Origin of the sequence: Listeria innocua, from assembly GCF_028596125.1 — a bacterium.
GTDB lineage: Bacteria > Bacillota > Bacilli > Lactobacillales > Listeriaceae > Listeria > Listeria innocua.
The window spans coordinates 1,331,703-1,349,727 of the sequence record NZ_CP117229.1; the positions used below are offsets into that span (position 1 = coordinate 1,331,703).

General features: G+C 35.6%; 16 protein-coding genes. 10 read left to right on the forward strand and 6 right to left on the reverse strand.

Going from position 1 to position 18,025, the window contains the following annotated elements; genetic code table 11:
* Positions 1-99: 99 nt before the first annotated feature.
* The 5 genes from mutS to pflA all read left to right on the forward strand — a co-directional run bounded on the left by mutS (position 100) and on the right by pflA (position 8,562).
* Positions 100-2,682: a DNA mismatch repair protein MutS gene (mutS, locus tag PQQ29_RS07220; protein WP_010991533.1), complete on the forward strand. Its 2,583-nt coding sequence runs from the start codon at positions 100-102 to the stop codon at positions 2,680-2,682.
* A 19-nt stretch (positions 2,683-2,701) separates the two neighbouring features.
* Positions 2,702-4,513 (forward strand): DNA mismatch repair endonuclease MutL, encoded by a 1,812-nt coding sequence (gene mutL / locus PQQ29_RS07225; protein ID WP_187984110.1) that lies wholly within the window; start codon positions 2,702-2,704, stop codon positions 4,511-4,513.
* A 19-nt stretch (positions 4,514-4,532) separates the two neighbouring features.
* A complete protein-coding gene (locus PQQ29_RS07230) occupies positions 4,533-5,081 on the forward strand; it encodes a glycerol-3-phosphate responsive antiterminator (protein WP_003762196.1) in 549 nt (182 codons plus the stop codon).
* Between the two features lie 425 nt (positions 5,082-5,506).
* On the forward strand, positions 5,507-7,738 hold the full coding sequence (gene pflB, locus PQQ29_RS07235; RefSeq protein WP_010991535.1) for a formate C-acetyltransferase: 2,232 nt from the start codon (positions 5,507-5,509) through the stop codon (positions 7,736-7,738).
* 77 nt (positions 7,739-7,815) lie between these two features.
* On the forward strand, positions 7,816-8,562 hold the full coding sequence (pflA, locus tag PQQ29_RS07240; RefSeq protein ID WP_003721912.1) for a pyruvate formate-lyase-activating protein: 747 nt from the start codon (positions 7,816-7,818) through the stop codon (positions 8,560-8,562).
* 34 nt (positions 8,563-8,596) lie between these two features.
* On the opposite strand, the gene PQQ29_RS07245 is transcribed toward pflA, so the two are convergent.
* Positions 8,597-9,127, reverse strand: coding sequence for a PadR family transcriptional regulator (locus PQQ29_RS07245; RefSeq protein ID WP_003762199.1), 531 nt, complete (start codon positions 9,125-9,127; stop codon positions 8,597-8,599).
* 167 nt (positions 9,128-9,294) lie between these two features.
* Between PQQ29_RS07245 and mdrL the strand changes: the two genes are divergently transcribed.
* The 4 genes from mdrL (at position 9,295) to PQQ29_RS07265 (ending at position 11,984) form a co-directional block, all read left to right on the forward strand.
* Entirely contained in the window at positions 9,295-10,488 is a 1,194-nt protein-coding gene (mdrL, locus tag PQQ29_RS07250) for a multidrug efflux MFS transporter MdrL (protein ID WP_187984111.1), read from the forward strand.
* Positions 10,489-10,619: 131 nt separating this feature from the next.
* Positions 10,620-11,168, forward strand: a complete 549-nt coding sequence (locus tag PQQ29_RS07255) for a DUF2975 domain-containing protein (protein WP_010991536.1) — start codon at positions 10,620-10,622, stop codon at positions 11,166-11,168.
* A 15-nt stretch (positions 11,169-11,183) separates the two neighbouring features.
* On the forward strand, positions 11,184-11,411 hold the full coding sequence (locus tag PQQ29_RS07260; RefSeq protein ID WP_003730332.1) for a helix-turn-helix domain-containing protein: 228 nt from the start codon (positions 11,184-11,186) through the stop codon (positions 11,409-11,411).
* Positions 11,412-11,450: 39 nt separating this feature from the next.
* The gene (locus tag PQQ29_RS07265; protein ID WP_187984112.1) at positions 11,451-11,984 is read left to right on the forward strand and encodes a P-loop NTPase family protein; all 534 of its coding nucleotides are present in this window, start codon (positions 11,451-11,453) and stop codon (positions 11,982-11,984) included.
* Positions 11,985-12,329: 345 nt separating this feature from the next.
* Here PQQ29_RS07265 and PQQ29_RS07270 read toward each other — a convergent pair whose 3' ends face one another.
* The 4 genes from PQQ29_RS07270 to PQQ29_RS07285 all read right to left on the reverse strand — a co-directional run bounded on the left by PQQ29_RS07270 (position 12,330) and on the right by PQQ29_RS07285 (position 16,032).
* Positions 12,330-12,842 carry a hypothetical protein gene (locus PQQ29_RS07270; RefSeq protein WP_010991537.1) on the reverse strand — a complete coding sequence of 171 codons (513 nt, stop codon included), beginning with the start codon at positions 12,840-12,842 and terminating at the stop codon, positions 12,330-12,332.
* Positions 12,843-12,860: 18 nt separating this feature from the next.
* Positions 12,861-14,201 carry an LXG domain-containing protein gene (locus PQQ29_RS07275; RefSeq protein ID WP_187984113.1) on the reverse strand — a complete coding sequence of 447 codons (1,341 nt, stop codon included), beginning with the start codon at positions 14,199-14,201 and terminating at the stop codon, positions 12,861-12,863.
* A 113-nt stretch (positions 14,202-14,314) separates the two neighbouring features.
* A complete protein-coding gene (locus tag PQQ29_RS07280; protein WP_003771796.1) occupies positions 14,315-14,692 on the reverse strand; it encodes a hypothetical protein in 378 nt (125 codons plus the stop codon).
* 170 nt (positions 14,693-14,862) lie between these two features.
* Positions 14,863-16,032, reverse strand: coding sequence for a thiolase family protein (locus tag PQQ29_RS07285; protein WP_010991539.1), 1,170 nt, complete (start codon positions 16,030-16,032; stop codon positions 14,863-14,865).
* 149 nt (positions 16,033-16,181) lie between these two features.
* On the opposite strand from PQQ29_RS07285, the gene PQQ29_RS07290 reads away from it, so the two are divergent.
* Entirely contained in the window at positions 16,182-17,348 is a 1,167-nt protein-coding gene (locus PQQ29_RS07290; protein ID WP_010991540.1) for a hydroxymethylglutaryl-CoA synthase, read from the forward strand.
* A 26-nt stretch (positions 17,349-17,374) separates the two neighbouring features.
* Here PQQ29_RS07290 and PQQ29_RS07295 read toward each other — a convergent pair whose 3' ends face one another.
* Positions 17,375-17,974: a VanZ family protein gene (locus tag PQQ29_RS07295; RefSeq protein WP_003771804.1), complete on the reverse strand. Its 600-nt coding sequence runs from the start codon at positions 17,972-17,974 to the stop codon at positions 17,375-17,377.
* Positions 17,975-18,025: the final 51 nt, after the last annotated feature.

Below are 18,025 nucleotides of genomic sequence, written 5' to 3' on the forward strand. Positions count from 1 at the left end.
CTGCCAAACTACTGGCAGTTTTTTTCTTTTGAGGTCGCGGGAAAATGTAACTTTATGCTATAATGAAAGGATGAAAATGAAGTAAGGGATGATGAGATAATGACAGAATATACACCAATGATTAAGCAATACTTAGAAATCAAAGACAAATATCAAGATGCTTTCTTATTTTTCCGTTTAGGAGATTTTTATGAAATGTTTTTTGAGGATGCACTCAATGCTTCTCAAATTTTAGAAATTACATTGACTGGTCGCGAAGGTGGAACAAAGGAGAAAATCCCTATGTGCGGAGTTCCTTATCATTCAGCGAGCGGTTACATTGATACGTTAATTGAAAAGGGATATAAAGTAGCTATTTGTGAGCAAGTAGAAGATCCTAAAACAACGAAAGGCATGGTAAAACGAGAAGTAGTGCAGTTAATTTCACCTGGAACCGTCATGGATGAACGAGGATTAAAGGCGAAAGAAAATAACTATATTGCCTCACTTTACTGTTACGAAGGAAAGGAATACGGTTTTGCTTACTCTGATTTATCTACTGGTGAATTAAAATCAACGGTTATTGAAGCTAGCGAAGACCGCTTAATTAATGAGTTAACAACCCTTTCAACTAGAGAATTAATCGTTTCCGAATCAGAAAAAGAAGTTCTTTCTGACGTGATGAAAGAACAACTTGGTTTAACTTTTTCGGTTCATGAAGAAGATACTATCCCAGCGGAAAACGAAAAATTAGTTACGCGCCATATGTCGCTCTCAGAAAAACGAGCTATAGGTAAATTACTCCACTATTTAAAAGAAACCCAAAAGCGGGACTTAGGTCACCTGCAACAAGCAATACACTATGAAACTAGTAACTACATGAAAATGGATTACTATTCGAAACGTAATTTAGAATTAGCAGAATCCATTCGAGGTAAAGGGCGCCAAGGAACGCTACTGTGGCTATTAGATAATACACAAACGGCTATGGGCGGAAGAATGCTAAAACAATGGATTGATCGCCCGTTAATTGATCGTAAGCAAATTATTGAACGTCAAGATGATGTCAGTGAACTAATGGCTCACTTTTTTGAGCGTCTGGAATTAGTAGAAAACCTAAAAAACGTTTATGACTTAGAACGTCTTGCTGGTCGAGTTGCTTATGGAAATGTAAATGCGCGTGATTTAATTCAACTGCGCAACTCGTTATACCAAATACCTCGTATCCGAGCGACGTTATTATCAATGAATAGTAAGAGTTTAACAGCACTTGCTAATCAATTAGATCCATGTGAAGAACTAACGGAAAAACTAGAAGAAGCAATTGTTGACTCCGCACCGATTTCCATTCGCGAAGGTGGAATAATTAAAGATGGTTACAATAGTCAACTTGATACGTATCGTGATGCAAGTCGGAACGGAAAAACATGGATTGCAGAATTAGAGCGAAAAGAGCGCGAACTAACTGGAATTAAAACGATGAAGGTAGGCTTTAACCGCGTATTTGGCTACTATATTGAAGTTACCCGGGCGAACACGCATCTGCTCCCAGAAGGCCGCTATGAACGCAAGCAAACACTAGCTAATGCAGAACGTTATATTACTCCAGAACTAAAAGAAAAAGAAAAACTCATTTTAGATGCAGAAGAAAAAAGTATGGAATTAGAATATCAACTATTTACAGAAGTACGCGAAATGGTAAAAGACTACATAGAACGCCTCCAAAAATTAGCGAAGTCTGTAAGTGAAATCGATTGTTTACAAAGTTTTGCAGATATTAGTGAGAAAAATCATTTCATTCGCCCTACCTTAAGTGAAGACGGGTCACTGCACGTTAAACAAGGTCGCCATCCTGTTGTAGAAAAAGTAATGGGTGCGCAAAGTTATGTCGCTAATGATTGCGATTTAGATCAAAATAGAGAAATTTTGCTTATAACGGGCCCCAATATGTCAGGTAAAAGTACGTATATGCGTCAAGTTGCTCTAACAGCGATATGTGCTCAAGTAGGATGTTTTGTTCCCGCCGAAGAAGCAACTCTACCAATTTTCGACCAAATTTTTACTAGAATTGGGGCAGCAGACGATTTAATAGCTGGCCAAAGTACCTTTATGGTAGAAATGCTAGAAGCTAGAAATGCTATTGTCCATGCTACAAAAGATAGTTTGATTTTATTTGATGAAATCGGTCGTGGAACTGCTACTTATGATGGTATGGCGCTTGCTCAGGCAATTATCGAGTATATTCACGAAAACGTTCATGCTAAAACACTATTCTCCACCCATTACCATGAATTAACAGATCTTGAGAAAGAATTACGTGGATTACAAAACATCCATGTGAGTGCTGTTGAAGAGAATGGGAAAGTGGTATTTCTTCATAAAATTAAAGAAGGACCAGCAGACAAAAGTTATGGTATTCATGTTGCTGAATTAGCAGAACTACCTAAATCCTTGATTGAACGAGCAAGCCGCATTTTAGAGCAGTTAGAAAGTAATGATAAAAAAATAATTATTACCCAAGATAAACAACCAGAAGAAATTCACGAAGAAGTACAACTATCAATGTTCCCGGTAGAACCAGAGGAAAAAGCATCTTCTAAAGAAACAAAACTATTAAAAGAAATTGCCGCCATGAATATTATGCAGATGACGCCAATGGATGCGATGAACAAATTATACGAACTCCAAAGTAAAATTCATTAAACAGAAAGGCGGGTTTTAAATGGCTAAACATATAGTGGAATTAACCGATGCTTTATCCAATAAAATAGCTGCCGGAGAAGTAGTAGAACGACCTGCTTCTGTCGTTAAAGAATTAGTCGAAAATGCGATTGATGCAGGGAGCACAGTAATTGATATTTTGGTGGAAGAAGCGGGATTAAATAAGATTACAATTATTGATAACGGTAGTGGTATTGAGGAAGAAGACGTTGCAATAGCCTTTTTGCGCCATGCTACGAGTAAAATTAAAAACGAAGCTGATCTATTTCGTGTTCATACTTTAGGGTTTCGCGGAGAAGCACTTCCTAGTATTGCGTCTGTATCTCATTTAACATTAGAAACTTCTACAGGTGAAACAAAAGGAACTACTATCTCTCTTGAAGGCGGAAAAATCATTGAACAAAAAAGTGGTCACGCCCGAAAAGGAACGCAAATCGAAGTATCGCAATTGTTCTTTAATACTCCAGCAAGATTAAAATATTTAAAAAGCTTACCAACTGAACTTGGAAATATTACCGATATTTTAAATCGTCTTGCTTTAGCTCATCCAGATATTAGTTTCCGGTTTTCGCACAATGGGAAACCTTTGCTTCAAACAAATGGAAATGGCGATTTACGTCAAGTGATCTCAGCTATTTATGGCGTGTCTATCGCTAGAAAATCGATTCCAGTTAAGGCAGAGTCGCTTGATTTTAAAATTTCAGGTTATGCCGTATTGCCAGAAGTAAATCGTTCCAACCGTAATTACATTTCAACGATTATTAATGGCCGTTTTATCAAAAACTTCGCACTAGTAAAAGCGATACAAGAAGGGTACCATACACTTTTACCAATTGGTCGTTTTCCAATAATCGTGCTACAAATCGAAATGGACCCAATTATTGTAGATGTCAACGTTCATCCAGCAAAACTTGAAGTACGTTTAAGTAAAGAAAAAGAACTTGGCCAGCTCATTAGTCAGATGATTAAAGACGCATTTCATCAGTTGCAATTAATTCCAGATGGAGAAGTTTCAAAAAAACAAAAAGAACAACAAAAATCCGAACAAATTCAGATGTCATTTGAAGAAAACAGACAGCCAAAAGAACCGCCGACGCTTTTCTCAAAACCAAATATTCCTGAATACGTACCATCTGATGAAATAGTACCAAAAGAAGACGACTTTATTTTAGAAACGATGCCTACTTATAATCCGGAAACGCAGCCTGAACAAGTAGAAGAGCAAAAAGAACGTATTCCGAAAATGTATCCAATCGGACAAATGCATGCGACGTATATTTTCGCTCAAAATGAAAATGGTCTATATATTATTGATCAGCATGCCGCGCAAGAACGAATTAAATATGAATTCTATCGTGAAAAAATTGGAGAAGTAAGTCGAGAATTGCAAGAATTACTCGTGCCTATCGTGTTAGAATTCCCATCAGATGAATATGTCCGACTAGAAGAACAAAAAGCGAAACTAGAAGAAGTTGGTGTTTTTCTTGAAAACTTCGGACAAAACAGCTTTATTATTCGCGCACATCCAACCTGGTTCCCAAAAGACCAAGAAGAGGAAATGCTCCGCGAAATTATCGATGAAGCCTTGTCAGCACCAAGTATAAGTATTCATAAATTAAGAGAAGATACCGCGATTATGATGAGTTGTAAAAAATCAATTAAAGCAAATCACTATTTAACTATGCAAGATATGGAAGCACTTCTTGATACACTTAGAGAAGCAAGCGATCCATTCACTTGTCCTCATGGTCGCCCAGTTATTATTCAATATTCAACTTACGAACTGGAAAAAATGTTTAAACGTGTCATGTAGAAGAGGAGGAGGAATACAATTGGAGTTACCATTTTCTGGTCAATCAATCATCCCAGCTGCACATAATCAAAAAGACATGGAAAAGATATTAGAACTTGATTTGACTTATATGGTGATGCTCGAGACTCATGTTGCTCAGCTTAAAGCTTTAGTAAAATATGCACAAGCTGGCGGGAAAAAAGTTTTGCTACATGCTGATTTAGTCAATGGTTTAAAAAATGATGACTATGCAATTGACTTTTTATGTAAAGAAATTCGCCCAGATGGCATTATTTCTACAAGAGGAAATGCGATTATGAAAGCAAAACAACATAAAATGCTTGCCATTCAGCGTTTATTTATGATAGATTCTAGCGCTTATAACAAAGGAGTGGCTTTAATTCAGAAGGTCCAACCTGATTGCATTGAACTTTTACCCGGCATCATTCCAGAACAAGTACAAAAGATGACCCAAAAGCTTCACATTCCAGTGATTGCGGGAGGATTAATCGAAACAACACAACAAGTGGATCAAGTAATTGCTAGTGGTGCAATTGCTGTTACCACATCGAATAAATATTTATGGTGAAAAGTAGCTAAGTCGTAGTTGTAAAAACGGCTTAGCTATTTTCATGAAAAACAATGAAAACGCTACATAAACGGTAAAAGCATTGGTGCGCAATAGATTAAGCGTTTTCCAACTGTTTTATACAAATGAATGAAATTAAAACTGTACCATAACAGGAGTGGGTGTTTGAAGTGGTACAGGAAATATAAGAAATTAAAATTAAAACAAAATTAGAATAATGATAAAGTGGTTAAAACGCATTAAATTAGCGTTCTTGGCTATTTTGAAAGAAAAAGTCACATAAAATTCATAAAAAAGTTTGAAAAATATTGCACAAAACTGTAGCATTTTTTGTAGAATATGTTATGATAACAGTGTAGATTATTTATAAATTAGTTTGCTCAAAAAAGCACGCTCGAGATTGAACAATAAATGGAGGTTATATGATGACTGAACAATGGTATGAATTCGCAGGTGGTAACTGGCAACAAGAAGTAGATGTACGTGACTTTATCTTAAAAAACTATCGCTTATATGACGGTGACGACACATTCTTAGTTGGCCCAACCGAAGCAACAACAAAACTTTGGGATCAAGTAATGGACTTAACTAAACAAGAACGTGAAAACGGTGGCGTACTAGATATGGATACCAAAATCGTTTCAACCATTACTTCACATGACCCAGGTTACTTAAACAAAGACTTAGAAAAAGTTGTCGGTGTTCAAACTGACGTACCTTTCAAACGCGCTTTACAACCATTCGGTGGAATCCGTATGGCAGAAGTAGCAGCTGAATCTTATGGTTTTAAAGTAGACGAAGAAATTAGTCATATTTTTTCTGAATACCGTAAAACACATAACCAAGGTGTATTTGATGCTTATACTGCTGAAATGCGCGCAGCTCGTAAATCAGGCGTAATCACTGGTCTTCCAGATGCTTATGGCCGTGGACGTATTATTGGTGACTACCGTCGTGTTGCACTATACGGAGTTGACTTCTTAATTAAACAAAAGAAACAAGATTTAAACAATACAGGTTTACGTACAATGAGCGATGACGTTATCCGTCAACGTGAAGAACTTAACGAACAAATTCGTGCTCTTGGCGAATTAAAAGTACTAGGCGAAAAACATGGTTTCGATCTTGGTCGCCCAGCTAAAACTGCTCAAGAAGCTTTCCAATGGTTATACCTTGGTTACCTAGCTGCTATTAAAGAACAAAATGGTGCTGCAATGAGCTTAGGACGTACATCTACATTCCTTGATATTTATGTAGAACGTGACCTTCGCAATGGTCTAATTACTGAAGAAGAAGCACAAGAAATTGTTGACCACTTCATCATGAAATTACGTCTTGTAAAATTTGCTCGTACACCAGATTACAATGAATTATTCTCTGGAGATCCAACTTGGGTTACTGAATCCATCGGTGGTATTACGGAAGAAGGCGTTCCACTTGTAACGAAAAACTCATTCCGTTTCTTACACACATTAGATAACTTAGGACCAGCTCCAGAACCAAACTTAACTGTACTTTGGTCCACTCATTTACCATCAGGATTCAAGAAATTCTGTGCTAAAATGTCTATCAAAACATCTGCTATTCAATACGAAAATGACGATGTTATGCGCCCTAAATGGGGAGACGACTATGCGATCGCATGTTGTGTATCCGCAATGCGCGTTGGTAAACAAATGCAATTCTTTGGTGCTCGTGCCAACCTTGCTAAAACACTTCTTTATGCAATCAATGGTGGTGTCGATGAAAAATCTAAAGCACAAGTTGGACCTGCTTATCGTCCAGTTGAAGGCGACGTATTAGACTACAAAGAAGTAATGGAAAAATATGATGCAATGATGGAATGGATTGCAGAACTTTACCTTAATACATTAAATGTTATTCACTATATGCATGATAAATATGCTTACGAACGTATCGAAATGGCTTTACACGATACAGAAGTATTACGTACAATGGCAACTGGTATCGCTGGACTTTCTGTTGCAGCTGACTCCTTATCTGCTATTAAATATGCTACTGTTCGTCCAATCCGTGACGAAGACGGCATCGTGGTTGATTATGAAATCGAAGGCGACTATCCTAAATACGGAAACAATGATGACCGTGTAGACGAAATTGCTGTAGAACTTCTAAAAACATTCATGACTAAAGTTAGAAAACATAAAACTTACCGTGATGCAGTTCACACAACTTCTGTTCTTACAATCACTTCTAACGTGGTTTATGGTAAGAAAACTGGTAACACACCAGACGGACGTCGTGCTGGCGAACCATTTGCACCAGGTGCGAACCCAATGCATGGCCGTGATACTAAAGGTGCTTTAGCTTCTCTATCTTCCGTAGCTAAACTTCCTTACGAATATGGCCAAGATGGTATTTCTAACACATTCTCTATCGTACCAAAAGCTTTAGGTCGCGAAGATGAATCGCAAATCAATAACTTAGTTGCTATGCTTGATGGTTATTCCACAAAAATGGGACATCACTTAAACATCAACGTATTCAATCGTGATACATTACTTGATGCGATGGATCATCCAGAAGAATATCCTCAGCTAACTATCCGTGTTTCTGGATATGCAGTTAACTTCATCAAATTAACTCGTGAACAACAATTAGATGTTATTCACCGTACAATGCACGAATCTATGTAATATTAAGGCGAGAACGCTTCAACAAGGATTGCTCACCAGTAGCAATCCTTGTTATTTAGGAAAGGAAGAGGAGAATTATGACAGAGGTTTTAGGAAGAGTTCATTCAGTAGAAACAATGGGAACAGTGGACGGTCCAGGTATCCGTTTTATTGTTTTTATGCAGGGGTGTTTACTTCGTTGCCAATTTTGTCATAATCCCGATACTTGGAAGATTGGTACAGGCACAGAACGTTCGGCTCAAGATGTATTTGACGAAGCGATTAAGTATAAAGAGTTTTGGGATGCATCAGGTGGTGGCGTTACAGTTAGTGGCGGTGAACCATTACTTCAAGTAGATTTCCTAATTGAGTTTTTCACGCTATGTAAAGCAGCAGGAGTGCATACAACTATCGACTCTTGTGGTGGCTGTTTCACTCGCGATCCTGAGTTTATCGAGAAATTGGATCGTTTGATGGAAGTAACAGATTTAATTTTACTTGATATTAAACAAATCAATCCAGAAAAACATTTAAAACTAACTACGAAATCCAACGCACCAATTATCGATTTTGCTCACTATTTACGCGATAAAGAGCAACCAATTTGGATTAGACACGTGCTAATTCCAACTAAAACAGACGACCCAGAAGATTTAACAAAGCTACACGAATTTATTCAAACTCTTCCAAATGTAAAACAAGTGGATGTGCTTCCATACCATACGATGGGTGTTTACAAATGGAAGGAAATGGGCATTCGTTATCCATTAGAAGGTATCGAAGCTCCAGAAGAAGAAGTGGTAGCACTTGCAAATAAAATCTTAGAAACTAGTAGTTATAAATAGTGAAAACCGGCGAATACTATGTTCGCCGGTTTTTTTATAGTATTTTATACATTTCCTCACACCATTTTAATTCGGTTTGAATCAAATCTAATCGCCTTGCATAGACTTGATAGGACATGTTTTTTAGCTTGTCTTGTTTGGTTTTTAAATCAAATAATTTAGCGAAATGGTCGAGCGTTTCTTCAATTAGACCTAACTGTTCTTTTAAGTAAGTTTCTCGTTCTTGAATAAGTCCTTTTGTTCGAGTGTTATTTAACCAATCTAGTTGAACTTTTGTGGTGAATTCATCTCTTGTTACAGGGATTTTAAGTGGAGTTTCTGACCATTCAAGTAGGGAATCTAAGCCAGATTGTGTAATAGTGTAGACCTTTTTATCGGGCTTTTTATTCTGTGAATGTTTATGAACTACTAAAAATCCTGCCTTTTCTAACTTAGATAATGAAGGGTAGATTTGGCTGTGATGTGTATTTTGCAAGATTCTAAGTCGATTTGCTAGCTCGTAGCCACTCGATGCTTCACGAGCTATCATTTGTAATAAAGTATATTCTAATACATTGGGTATCATAAAGTAGCACCTCTAAATTTCTATTTAACCTTATTGTAAGCGATAAACATCAATAAGTAAAATCGTTAGATATGTAATAAATTATATATGTAAATATTGACATTGGTATTTATCAAGCGTAATATAATAGTTGAGTTTTATTTTGGAAAGGGAAGTGTAGTTGTATTATGATGACAGACAAGGAAATGAACACGGGGAAATGGATAACTGCAGCAGCTAGTTTGCTTGCTTTTATGGGGATTGGAGTTGTGGATCCACTTTTACCTTCTATTGCAGAAAGTATTGGCGCATCCCATTCACAAGTAGAAATGTTATTCACTGCTTATATTTTTACAATGGCGATTATGATGATTCCAATTGGTATTGTCGCAGGTAAATTGGGTGACAAAAAATTAATCGTTATCGGACTATTTATCGTAACTATTTTTGCATTATTATGTGGTTTATCAGATACAATTGGCGCTTTATCCATTTTTCGTGCTGGCTGGGGCTTTGGTAATTCAATGTTCATGGCTACAGCGATGACAATGTTAATTGCTTTATCAGAGACACCAGGACATGCGATTGGGATTTATGAAGCTTCTATGGGCCTTGGGATGGCATTTGGACCTTTATTAGGAGGTATTTTAGGAAATGTTTCGTGGCGCTATCCATTTTTTGCTACAGCTTGCTTAATTTTTATCGCATTTTTACTGATTTTATTTAAAGTAAAAGAACCGAAAAAAGTTGTTCAAGCGCCTACTGAAAAAAATGAAGTGGCTATCAAACAGATGTTACATTTGTTTAAATATCGCCCATTTTTACAAATTGCATTTAGTGGCATGTTTTATTATTATTGTTTCTTCACAATTTTAGCTTATTCACCACTCGTTCTTGGTTTATCAGCGATTCAAATCGGTTTTGTATTTTTTGCTTGGGGACTATGTTTAGCTCTTGGTTCTGCGAAAGTTTCTCATGCATTAGAATTTCGTTTTAATAGTAAACAAATATTAAAGGGATCGTTACTTGCGTGTGCTGTTATCTTAGCATTACTAGGATTTATTGATAATACAGCCGTTGATATTGGTTTAATAGTTATTTCAGGCTTAATATTAGGCATAAACAACGCCTTGTTTACAACAACTGTCATGGAGCACTCGCCATATGCAAGAAGCGTCACTAGTGGGGCATATAACTTTGTACGTTGGCTAGGGGCAGCATTTTCACCACTTTGTTCCGGCTTACTCAGTGAAGCATTTGGTATGAAAATGCCATTTATAGTAGCCAGTGTCATTTGTTTAGCTGGTATGGGACTTCTCTTTATTAAACTAAAACCGGCACATTTCGCACTTCAACAATCTACTTCAATAAAAAGTGAATAAAAACGACAGGCTGAGCAATTTTGTTCAGTCTTTTTTTATGCTAATTATTAATTATTTAATGTTTATCGTTAAAAATCTGTTGACACACTATCTCTCTATTATGTATAATCTAGAAAAAGGGGGAGACTTACATGAAACTAAAACGATTGCAAAAAATGAGTTATTTTCTACATATTACCCTTAAGATTTTATCGATTAGTTCTGTCATAATGGCTATAATTGCCGTTTTAATGAAGCTTTTTAGTAGCAAAAATGTTATGATAAATAAACTAGAATCTGATACTATATTTTATTTTCAAACGGAACTTTTTGTTGGGGAGAATAATCTGTCATATGTTGAAAGGGAGGAATGGATTTTAGTTGGTGTTGCCGTTTTTTCTAGTATGATACTTGCCTATTTATTATGGACAGCAAGTATGATTTTTAAAGATTTAGCTGCTAATTTTACGCCTTTTAATGATATTACTGTTAGTAGATTACGTAGAATCGCTGTCTTAATGCTTATTTATGCACTAGTACCGCAAATTGTTTATTCTATTTTACATACCGTATTTATACCTGGTTATAGCATTAATTTTGGACTAAATATGTCATTTTTCTTTGCACTTATTTTTTATTGTTTAACAGAAATATTTCGTTATGGCGCATCTTTGCAAAAAGAATCCGACGAAACTTTATGATTGGAGCGAAAAACAATGGCAATTGTATTGAGGCTGGATCGAATAATGGCCGACCGTAAAATATCGTTAAACCAGCTGTCCCAAGAAGTTGGTGTAGCAAATGTAAACTTATCCAAAATAAAAACTGGTAAAGTAAGCGCCATTCGATTTTCTACTCTAAACGAAATATGTAGAGTCTTAAACTGCCAACCAGGTGATATTTTGGAGTATGTAGCGGATGATTCTCTTGAAACCGAACTTTAAATGCGTTAGATTAGCCATACTTAGATAAGGAGTGTTTAAATGAACAAACAAAATGAATTGCAATCTGTATTATCTAACAAGAAAAAAGTGTTAATAATTGGTCCTAACGGTGCTGGTAAGTCAACTTTTGCTGCAAAACTTGGAAAATGTTATGATTTTGAAGTCTGTCATTTAGATAAGCTTTTTTTGTTGGAGAATTGGAATGCAGTTGAAAAAGCGGATTTCGAGGATAAAGTGAACGGAATTCTGCGTTCTGAAAAAAAGTATATTATAGATGGTGATTATTTCTTTAATTTGGAGAAAAGACTCGAACATGCAGATTTAGTTATTTGGATAAAAATTCCATTGTTTCTGTGTGTAGCAAATATAGTTAAAAGAAGATTTAAATACATGACAAATGCGCGACCAGATGTAACTGAAGGCTGTGACGAAAAATTAAATTTATCATTTTTACTGTATGCTTTAAAGTATAATAAACGTTCTGGAAAACAAACGAAAGAATTATTGGATAATGTGTATGATAAAGAGCTGTTTGTAATTGATAGTTATAAGAAATTGAAGAGTTATTGCTGATAAATAGCCAATGAATGCTTGGGATAAGTGTTTATTGGTTGTTTGCGATAATATGTATTACTTCCTATAATATATATTATGTAAACTAGAAAGCTGAGGAGTAAATTATGAGAGAAATGCTGTCCTCTCTTGATTTATACATCTAATTATATAAGAAATGCTTATTATACATATGAATTGTTATTATATATATGTAATAAGCATTTTCTTATAAATACATGGGAAAATAGATCAAACTATTAATTAAAATTATGTTGATACAGGAATTCAATCTTCGAAATTATTGAATTAGTGTTACTAAAATCACAGTCAAAAAATCCTATTTTTCTCTCATTTAAAATTAAATCAAGTAGTAGACTTTATACTTTCATTAAGTTCTGCCCATTCATTATCTGAAAAGCTAGAAAAATCCAAGCCAATAATCTCACTATCTTCATTCAGAAATAAAGATACATGGCTAGACATTTTTACAATAGAATCCACCTTCTCTTCATCCAGTTTAAAATATATTTTTTTGTTCCCTCTAAATATTTTAAACCCAGATTCTTTAGTTATAATCGAATTTTCTTCAAAAATATCTATTTGGATCACTGGGTTTTTTTCTGTATACTCTTCAATAGTTAAATTAGAATCTTCAATATTATTGATTGATGTGAAAACTACTTCTACAACTTTCCGTGTAACAGAATTGATTTTAATTTCAACAAATGATTCATGTTCGTTAACAAATCTATAATAATAAAATTCTCCTAGTCCATATTTATCATCATTTTCAGAAAATGATACAGTAACTGGAACATAATAGTCTACTTCTACTTCATCTTTAACTATTTTATCTTCATAATCTTTAATTTTCATAATTTGCTCCTTTCATAGTCAAGGTAGATATACAGCATGTTTAATAACTGGTAATTGTCCTGCTTCTCTATCCGGACTAAATATTAATTCCCAATTATCTATGACTATTTTAGTATTAAACTTTATCACATTAGAGGTAGCTTTTTCTACAGCACCTTGAAAACTCCTTAACAATTGTTGCTCGGTAAGTTTTTGTCCATGAGATAAATTTCGAGTTGAGTATTCTACCATATGTTTGGTTCCATTGGGATTCACCCATAACTTCTCTCCATTAACATTTATTTCAAACGATTTAGGAATAGTAGTTCCTTCTCTTGGAGGTTGTGAACCCTTAATGTCATCCCAGACTGTACCTGCAGAACCGCTAGCACTCTTCTTCCTCACCAAATCTTTAAGTTTAGGAATTGCAAGCCTTTTCCCATGGTAAGCTCCAGCTGTGTATGTAAAGGTGATGCCAGCTATGATACTTATTCCTTGCAACAAGCTTATTTCTTGTCCGGTTAGTGGATCCCTTCTAGCTTTTACGGATTGTATGATTCCTTTTAATAACTTGGCATCTTCTATTCCTTGGTTAGGCTCTGGTGGTAATTCTCCGCTAAGCACAGCGGCATTGTACGCGTTCGTTGCTTCAACATCTACTATACCATTTTTCATTAACACCCACATTTGACCACGGTACGTTTTTTGATATTCATCAAAATTGAATGTTGTTTCGTTGCTTTTTAGCGCTTTTCCTAAGGCTTTTTGCATCCGGGTTACGGTGGTAAAATTCAGCTTGCTCATATCATAGGTGCCGGTTTTACTGTTAAATTGAATGTTCGACTGGAGTTCGCGAATAGTCTGCTGAATTCCTCGGACTAAATCGGTTAAATTATCAAAAAAACCGCCATGGCTTTGTTCAAAAGCCAAGTATTTTTCTAAAATATTTTCTTGTTTGTAGGCGATACTCAGCTGGGAACGATAGCTCTGCATCTGTCCTTCCGTTCCAGTATTCATCTGCTGGGCTAATGCTTTTTTTTTCGCTTCGATGCGATCAATCATTTTCCCGAGTTCGTATAAACCGTCCGCATCAATTTTCGCATCCGCAGAACCATCCACTTGGGCGTGAAAATCAGCTATATACTGTGCTAATCGTTCTTCGCTTTCGTTCATGGCTTCGATTATCGCATCACATAATGGGAAATAGGTCATTTGGTAATAATTTTTCGATGCATCAACTGCTTTTCCTTTTAAACTGCCGTCTTCGGTATAATTTTTCACGGCAGTTTTGATGTCTTTGATACTCTTTCTTGCTGCTTCATTGGCTGTATGTAGTTGGTACGCAAAGGTTTGTATTTCTCCGATGTCAATTCGGCTCACTGTAACAACTCCTTTTGTAAATCTTGTTGTCTCATATCAATATGTTTGATTTATCACAATTTTATTGTAGCAGTTTATATTAAAAATTTGTACTCTCTTACACTTAAAATTCACTATTTCTTTTGAATTTCTCTCCACGATACTTTCTTACATTTAAAACTTGCCATTTCATCATCAACGTTCCAATGAAAGTTACCGTTTTTATAGTAAAGATTTGCTTCTTGGATTTCTGACGACGTGTTTAAATCGTTATGTATGCATAAATGAGTAACGCCTTCTAAACAAAATTCTAGGGTCGTTAATGAATCTGCTTGTCTTTGAATAATCAATTTAACTACTGGATTCGTGCCCATCACCATTGATAAGTCAGTTTCGTCTACATATGTGCTACTTGAGTAAGTTAAACCAGTAATGCAACTATCATGAAAATAATTTAATGAGTCCATTAATTTTACAATATCGGTTTCGTTTTTTATTTGTTTCCATTCCATTAAGCTAATTCTCCTTTATGTATAATCCATTTTCATTGTACCATCACTTATTTAAACAAAAAAAGCCTTAATCCACAACTGTGATTAAGGCTAGTTTAATCTTATTTCGCTATTTTTCTTGAAATGTTGTTGATTGATTTTAGCTTTTTATGAAGATTAAATGATACTACTTATACTCTTTCAATGATAATTGCAATACCAATACCGCCGCCAATACATAAGGAAGCTACACCTGTATGTTTATCTTCGTGTTGTAACTCATTTAACAATGAAACAACAATGCGAGCTCCTGAAGCACCGATTGGATGGCCTAGCGCTATTGCTCCACCATAAATATTAAGTTTCTCTTCAGGTATTTTTAAATCTCTTGCAACTGCAACTGATTGAGATGCAAAAGCTTCATTTAAATGGAATAAATCAATATCAGCTATTGAGTAGCCTGCTTTTTCTAGCGCTTCATTAACTGCATAGTATGGCGCATAACCCATATAAGCTGGATCCACTCCGACTTCTGAAGTTACTTTAATTGTAGCTAAATAAGGGATGTTTTCTGCCACAGCTTTTTCTTTGGACATTAAAATGATTGCAGAAGCCCCGTCATTGATACCAGAAGCATTACCTGCAGTAACAGTTCCACCTTCTTGAAAAACACTCTTAAGCGTAGCAAGTTTTTCTAAAGTAGAATTAGCGCGAATTGTTTCGTCAGCTTCAAAAAATGAACCATCTGGAAGTTGAACAGGAACTATTTCCTCTTCAAAAAGGTTTTTTTCTTGCGCACGAGCAGCTTTCATTTGCGAATTATGGGCAAATTTATCTTGGTCTTCTCTTGAAACGGAATATTTTTCTGCCACATTTTCTGCAGTAATTCCCATGTGGTATTCCCCGTATACATCTGTAAGTCCATCAATAATCATGCTATTTTTTAAATCTTTCGGGTTGATTTCTTCACCAGCTAGTTCCGGGTTAAGTAATAACGGCGCTTGGGACATATTTTCGGTCCCTCCTACTGCTACAATGTCAGCCTCCCCTAGTTGAATTGCTTGTCTACCAAGCATGATAGCTTTTAAACCAGAGCCACAAACTTCATTAATTGTCACACCTGGTACTTTATAAGGAATCCCGGCTTTAATAGCGACTTGTCTTGCTACGTTTTGACCGAGACCTGCTTGTAAAACATTGCCAAAAATAACTTGATCCACACGTTCTGGAGCAATGTTAGCTCTTTTTAAAACACCTTTTAAAGCGGTAGCACCAAGGTCTACTGCACTGATGTCTTTCAAACTACCACCAAATTTTCCAATTGGTGTTCTAACGGCATCTATTATAACTACTTCTTTCATAGCAATCTCCTTTAAATGTAATCTACCCGTATTATATCATGAAACTTGCTAAAAACTCACTAGATTAAGCCCAATGTATTGTATTTTCCGCATTTTTCTACTAAAATTGAAGTACTTACAAATAAAATATAAAGGACTTGAGCTTACATATGAAAATTGGAATTGATAAAATAGGTTTTTATACTCCTGCGTTTTATGTTGATATGACTGAACTTGCTGAAGCTAGAAACATTGATCCAAATAAATTTACCATTGGAATTGGCCAAGATAAAATGGCTTTTGCCCCTATCACCCAAGATTCCGTAACAATGGGTGCAAATGCAGCTTTACAAATTTTAGATGAAGAAGATCTAGAAAAAATTGATTTGGTTATTTTAGCAACTGAATCTGGAATTGATGAGTCAAAAGCTGGTGCGGTTTATATTCACCGTTTGCTTGGGATTCAACCTTTCTCTCGTGCTATTGAGATAAAAGAAGCTTGTTACGGTGCTACTGCGGGCATTAACCTAGCGAAAGATTATGTCGCAAAACATCCTGATAGTAAAGTACTTGTGATTGGCTCTGATATTGCGCGTTATGGCCTTGAAACTGGTGGAGAAGCAACACAAGGTGCTGGAGCAGTTGCAATGGTTATTTCAGCTAATCCGCGCTGTATTACGCTTTTAGATGATAACGTATTCTATACAGAAGATATTATGGACTTTTGGCGCCCTGTGTATTCTGAATACGCTTGTGTAGAAGGTAAATATTCAACAGAACAATATATTCACTTTTTCCAAACGATTTGGAATAAATATTCAGAGAAATTTGGTAAGAAACTAGATGATTTTGCGGCAATTTGTTTCCATTTACCATATACAAAAATGGGTAAAAAGGCATTAGATACAATTATTGAAACGGCTCCAAGTGATGTACAAGAAAGATTATTAGAAAATTATCGTTTAAGTACACTTTACAGCCGCAATGTTGGTAATATTTACACTGGTTCGTTATATTTAAGCTTCATTTCCCTGCTGGACAATCAAGCGAATCTACAGGCAGATGATAAAATTGGCTTCTTTAGTTATGGGTCTGGGGCTGTTGGAGAGTTTTTCCATGGAGAGCTTCAACCAGACTATAAACAATATATTCGTAAAGAGGCTCATGCTGAATTATTAGCTAACCGTACGAAGCTATCTATTCCGGACTATGAAACTAAATTTAAAGAACAATTACCAAAAGATGGTTCTACGCTTGAAATCGATCCTGCTAGCGATCCAGCGCCAATTATTTTAACAGGAATACAAGATCATAAACGTCAATATATAAAAAAATAACGATCAAAAAAACCGACTAGGCTCATTTAGCTAGTCGGTTTTACTTTGAATCGTTTAAATTTTCTTGGGGACAAAAAACGGATAAGAATGTATCCTAGCATAATGCCACAAACATTTAAGAATACATCTCCAGTATCAAAGAACCCCACATGCATTATATACTGCATCCCTTCTACTGCAAAAATCAACATTCCTGCTGAAAGTAATGCAGTAAAAAATCCTAATTTCTTTAATAAAAAACCAATTGGAACAAAAGCGAGTACATTTCCTACAATGATAACACGCAAGTTTCCAGCCAAGAATGTATCAATAAAACCAAAAGTATCACTCGAAAATCCTTGAGTATCGGAAGCTTTTCCGAATAATAAACAAACAAGAATACTGAAATAAATTATATAGCAAAAAACGAGTAATGCTTTATTTATTTTCCAGTTTACTAATTGAACTGCGACAAAATAGAGTAAAATCGCCGTTATGCCAACCGTAATGTAGCCCATATGACTTACTGTCGCCATTACGTGCTTTAAATAAAAATAAAGCCATCCTTGGAACCAGGAAAAATACATAGTTACTGCAGCAATTAAAGAAATGATTGGTAAAACAAGAATTATGAAGTATTTTTTCATCCTGGTGTCCTCCTTTTCAAATCTTACATCTAGCTTAACACTTGAAAATAA

Excerpts from the sequence above, each read along its gene's own strand:
- mutS (WP_010991533.1), top strand. The coding sequence starts at position 100 with ATGACAGAATATACACCAATGATTAAGCAATACTTAGAAATCAAAGAC.
- mutL (WP_187984110.1), top strand. The coding sequence starts at position 2,702 with ATGGCTAAACATATAGTGGAATTAACCGATGCTTTATCCAATAAAATA.
- pflB (WP_010991535.1), top strand. The coding sequence starts at position 5,507 with ATGACTGAACAATGGTATGAATTCGCAGGTGGTAACTGGCAACAAGAA.
- pflA (WP_003721912.1), top strand. The coding sequence starts at position 7,816 with ATGACAGAGGTTTTAGGAAGAGTTCATTCAGTAGAAACAATGGGAACA.
- PQQ29_RS07245 (WP_003762199.1), bottom strand. The coding sequence starts at position 9,127 with ATGATACCCAATGTATTAGAATATACTTTATTACAAATGATAGCTCGT.
- mdrL (WP_187984111.1), top strand. The coding sequence starts at position 9,295 with ATGATGACAGACAAGGAAATGAACACGGGGAAATGGATAACTGCAGCA.
- PQQ29_RS07255 (WP_010991536.1), top strand. The coding sequence starts at position 10,620 with ATGAAACTAAAACGATTGCAAAAAATGAGTTATTTTCTACATATTACC.
- PQQ29_RS07260 (WP_003730332.1), top strand. The coding sequence starts at position 11,184 with ATGGCAATTGTATTGAGGCTGGATCGAATAATGGCCGACCGTAAAATA.
- PQQ29_RS07265 (WP_187984112.1), top strand. The coding sequence starts at position 11,451 with ATGAACAAACAAAATGAATTGCAATCTGTATTATCTAACAAGAAAAAA.
- PQQ29_RS07270 (WP_010991537.1), bottom strand. The coding sequence starts at position 12,842 with ATGAAAATTAAAGATTATGAAGATAAAATAGTTAAAGATGAAGTAGAA.
- PQQ29_RS07280 (WP_003771796.1), bottom strand. The coding sequence starts at position 14,692 with ATGGAATGGAAACAAATAAAAAACGAAACCGATATTGTAAAATTAATG.
- PQQ29_RS07285 (WP_010991539.1), bottom strand. The coding sequence starts at position 16,032 with ATGAAAGAAGTAGTTATAATAGATGCCGTTAGAACACCAATTGGAAAA.
- PQQ29_RS07290 (WP_010991540.1), top strand. The coding sequence starts at position 16,182 with ATGAAAATTGGAATTGATAAAATAGGTTTTTATACTCCTGCGTTTTAT.
- PQQ29_RS07295 (WP_003771804.1), bottom strand. The coding sequence starts at position 17,974 with ATGAAAAAATACTTCATAATTCTTGTTTTACCAATCATTTCTTTAATT.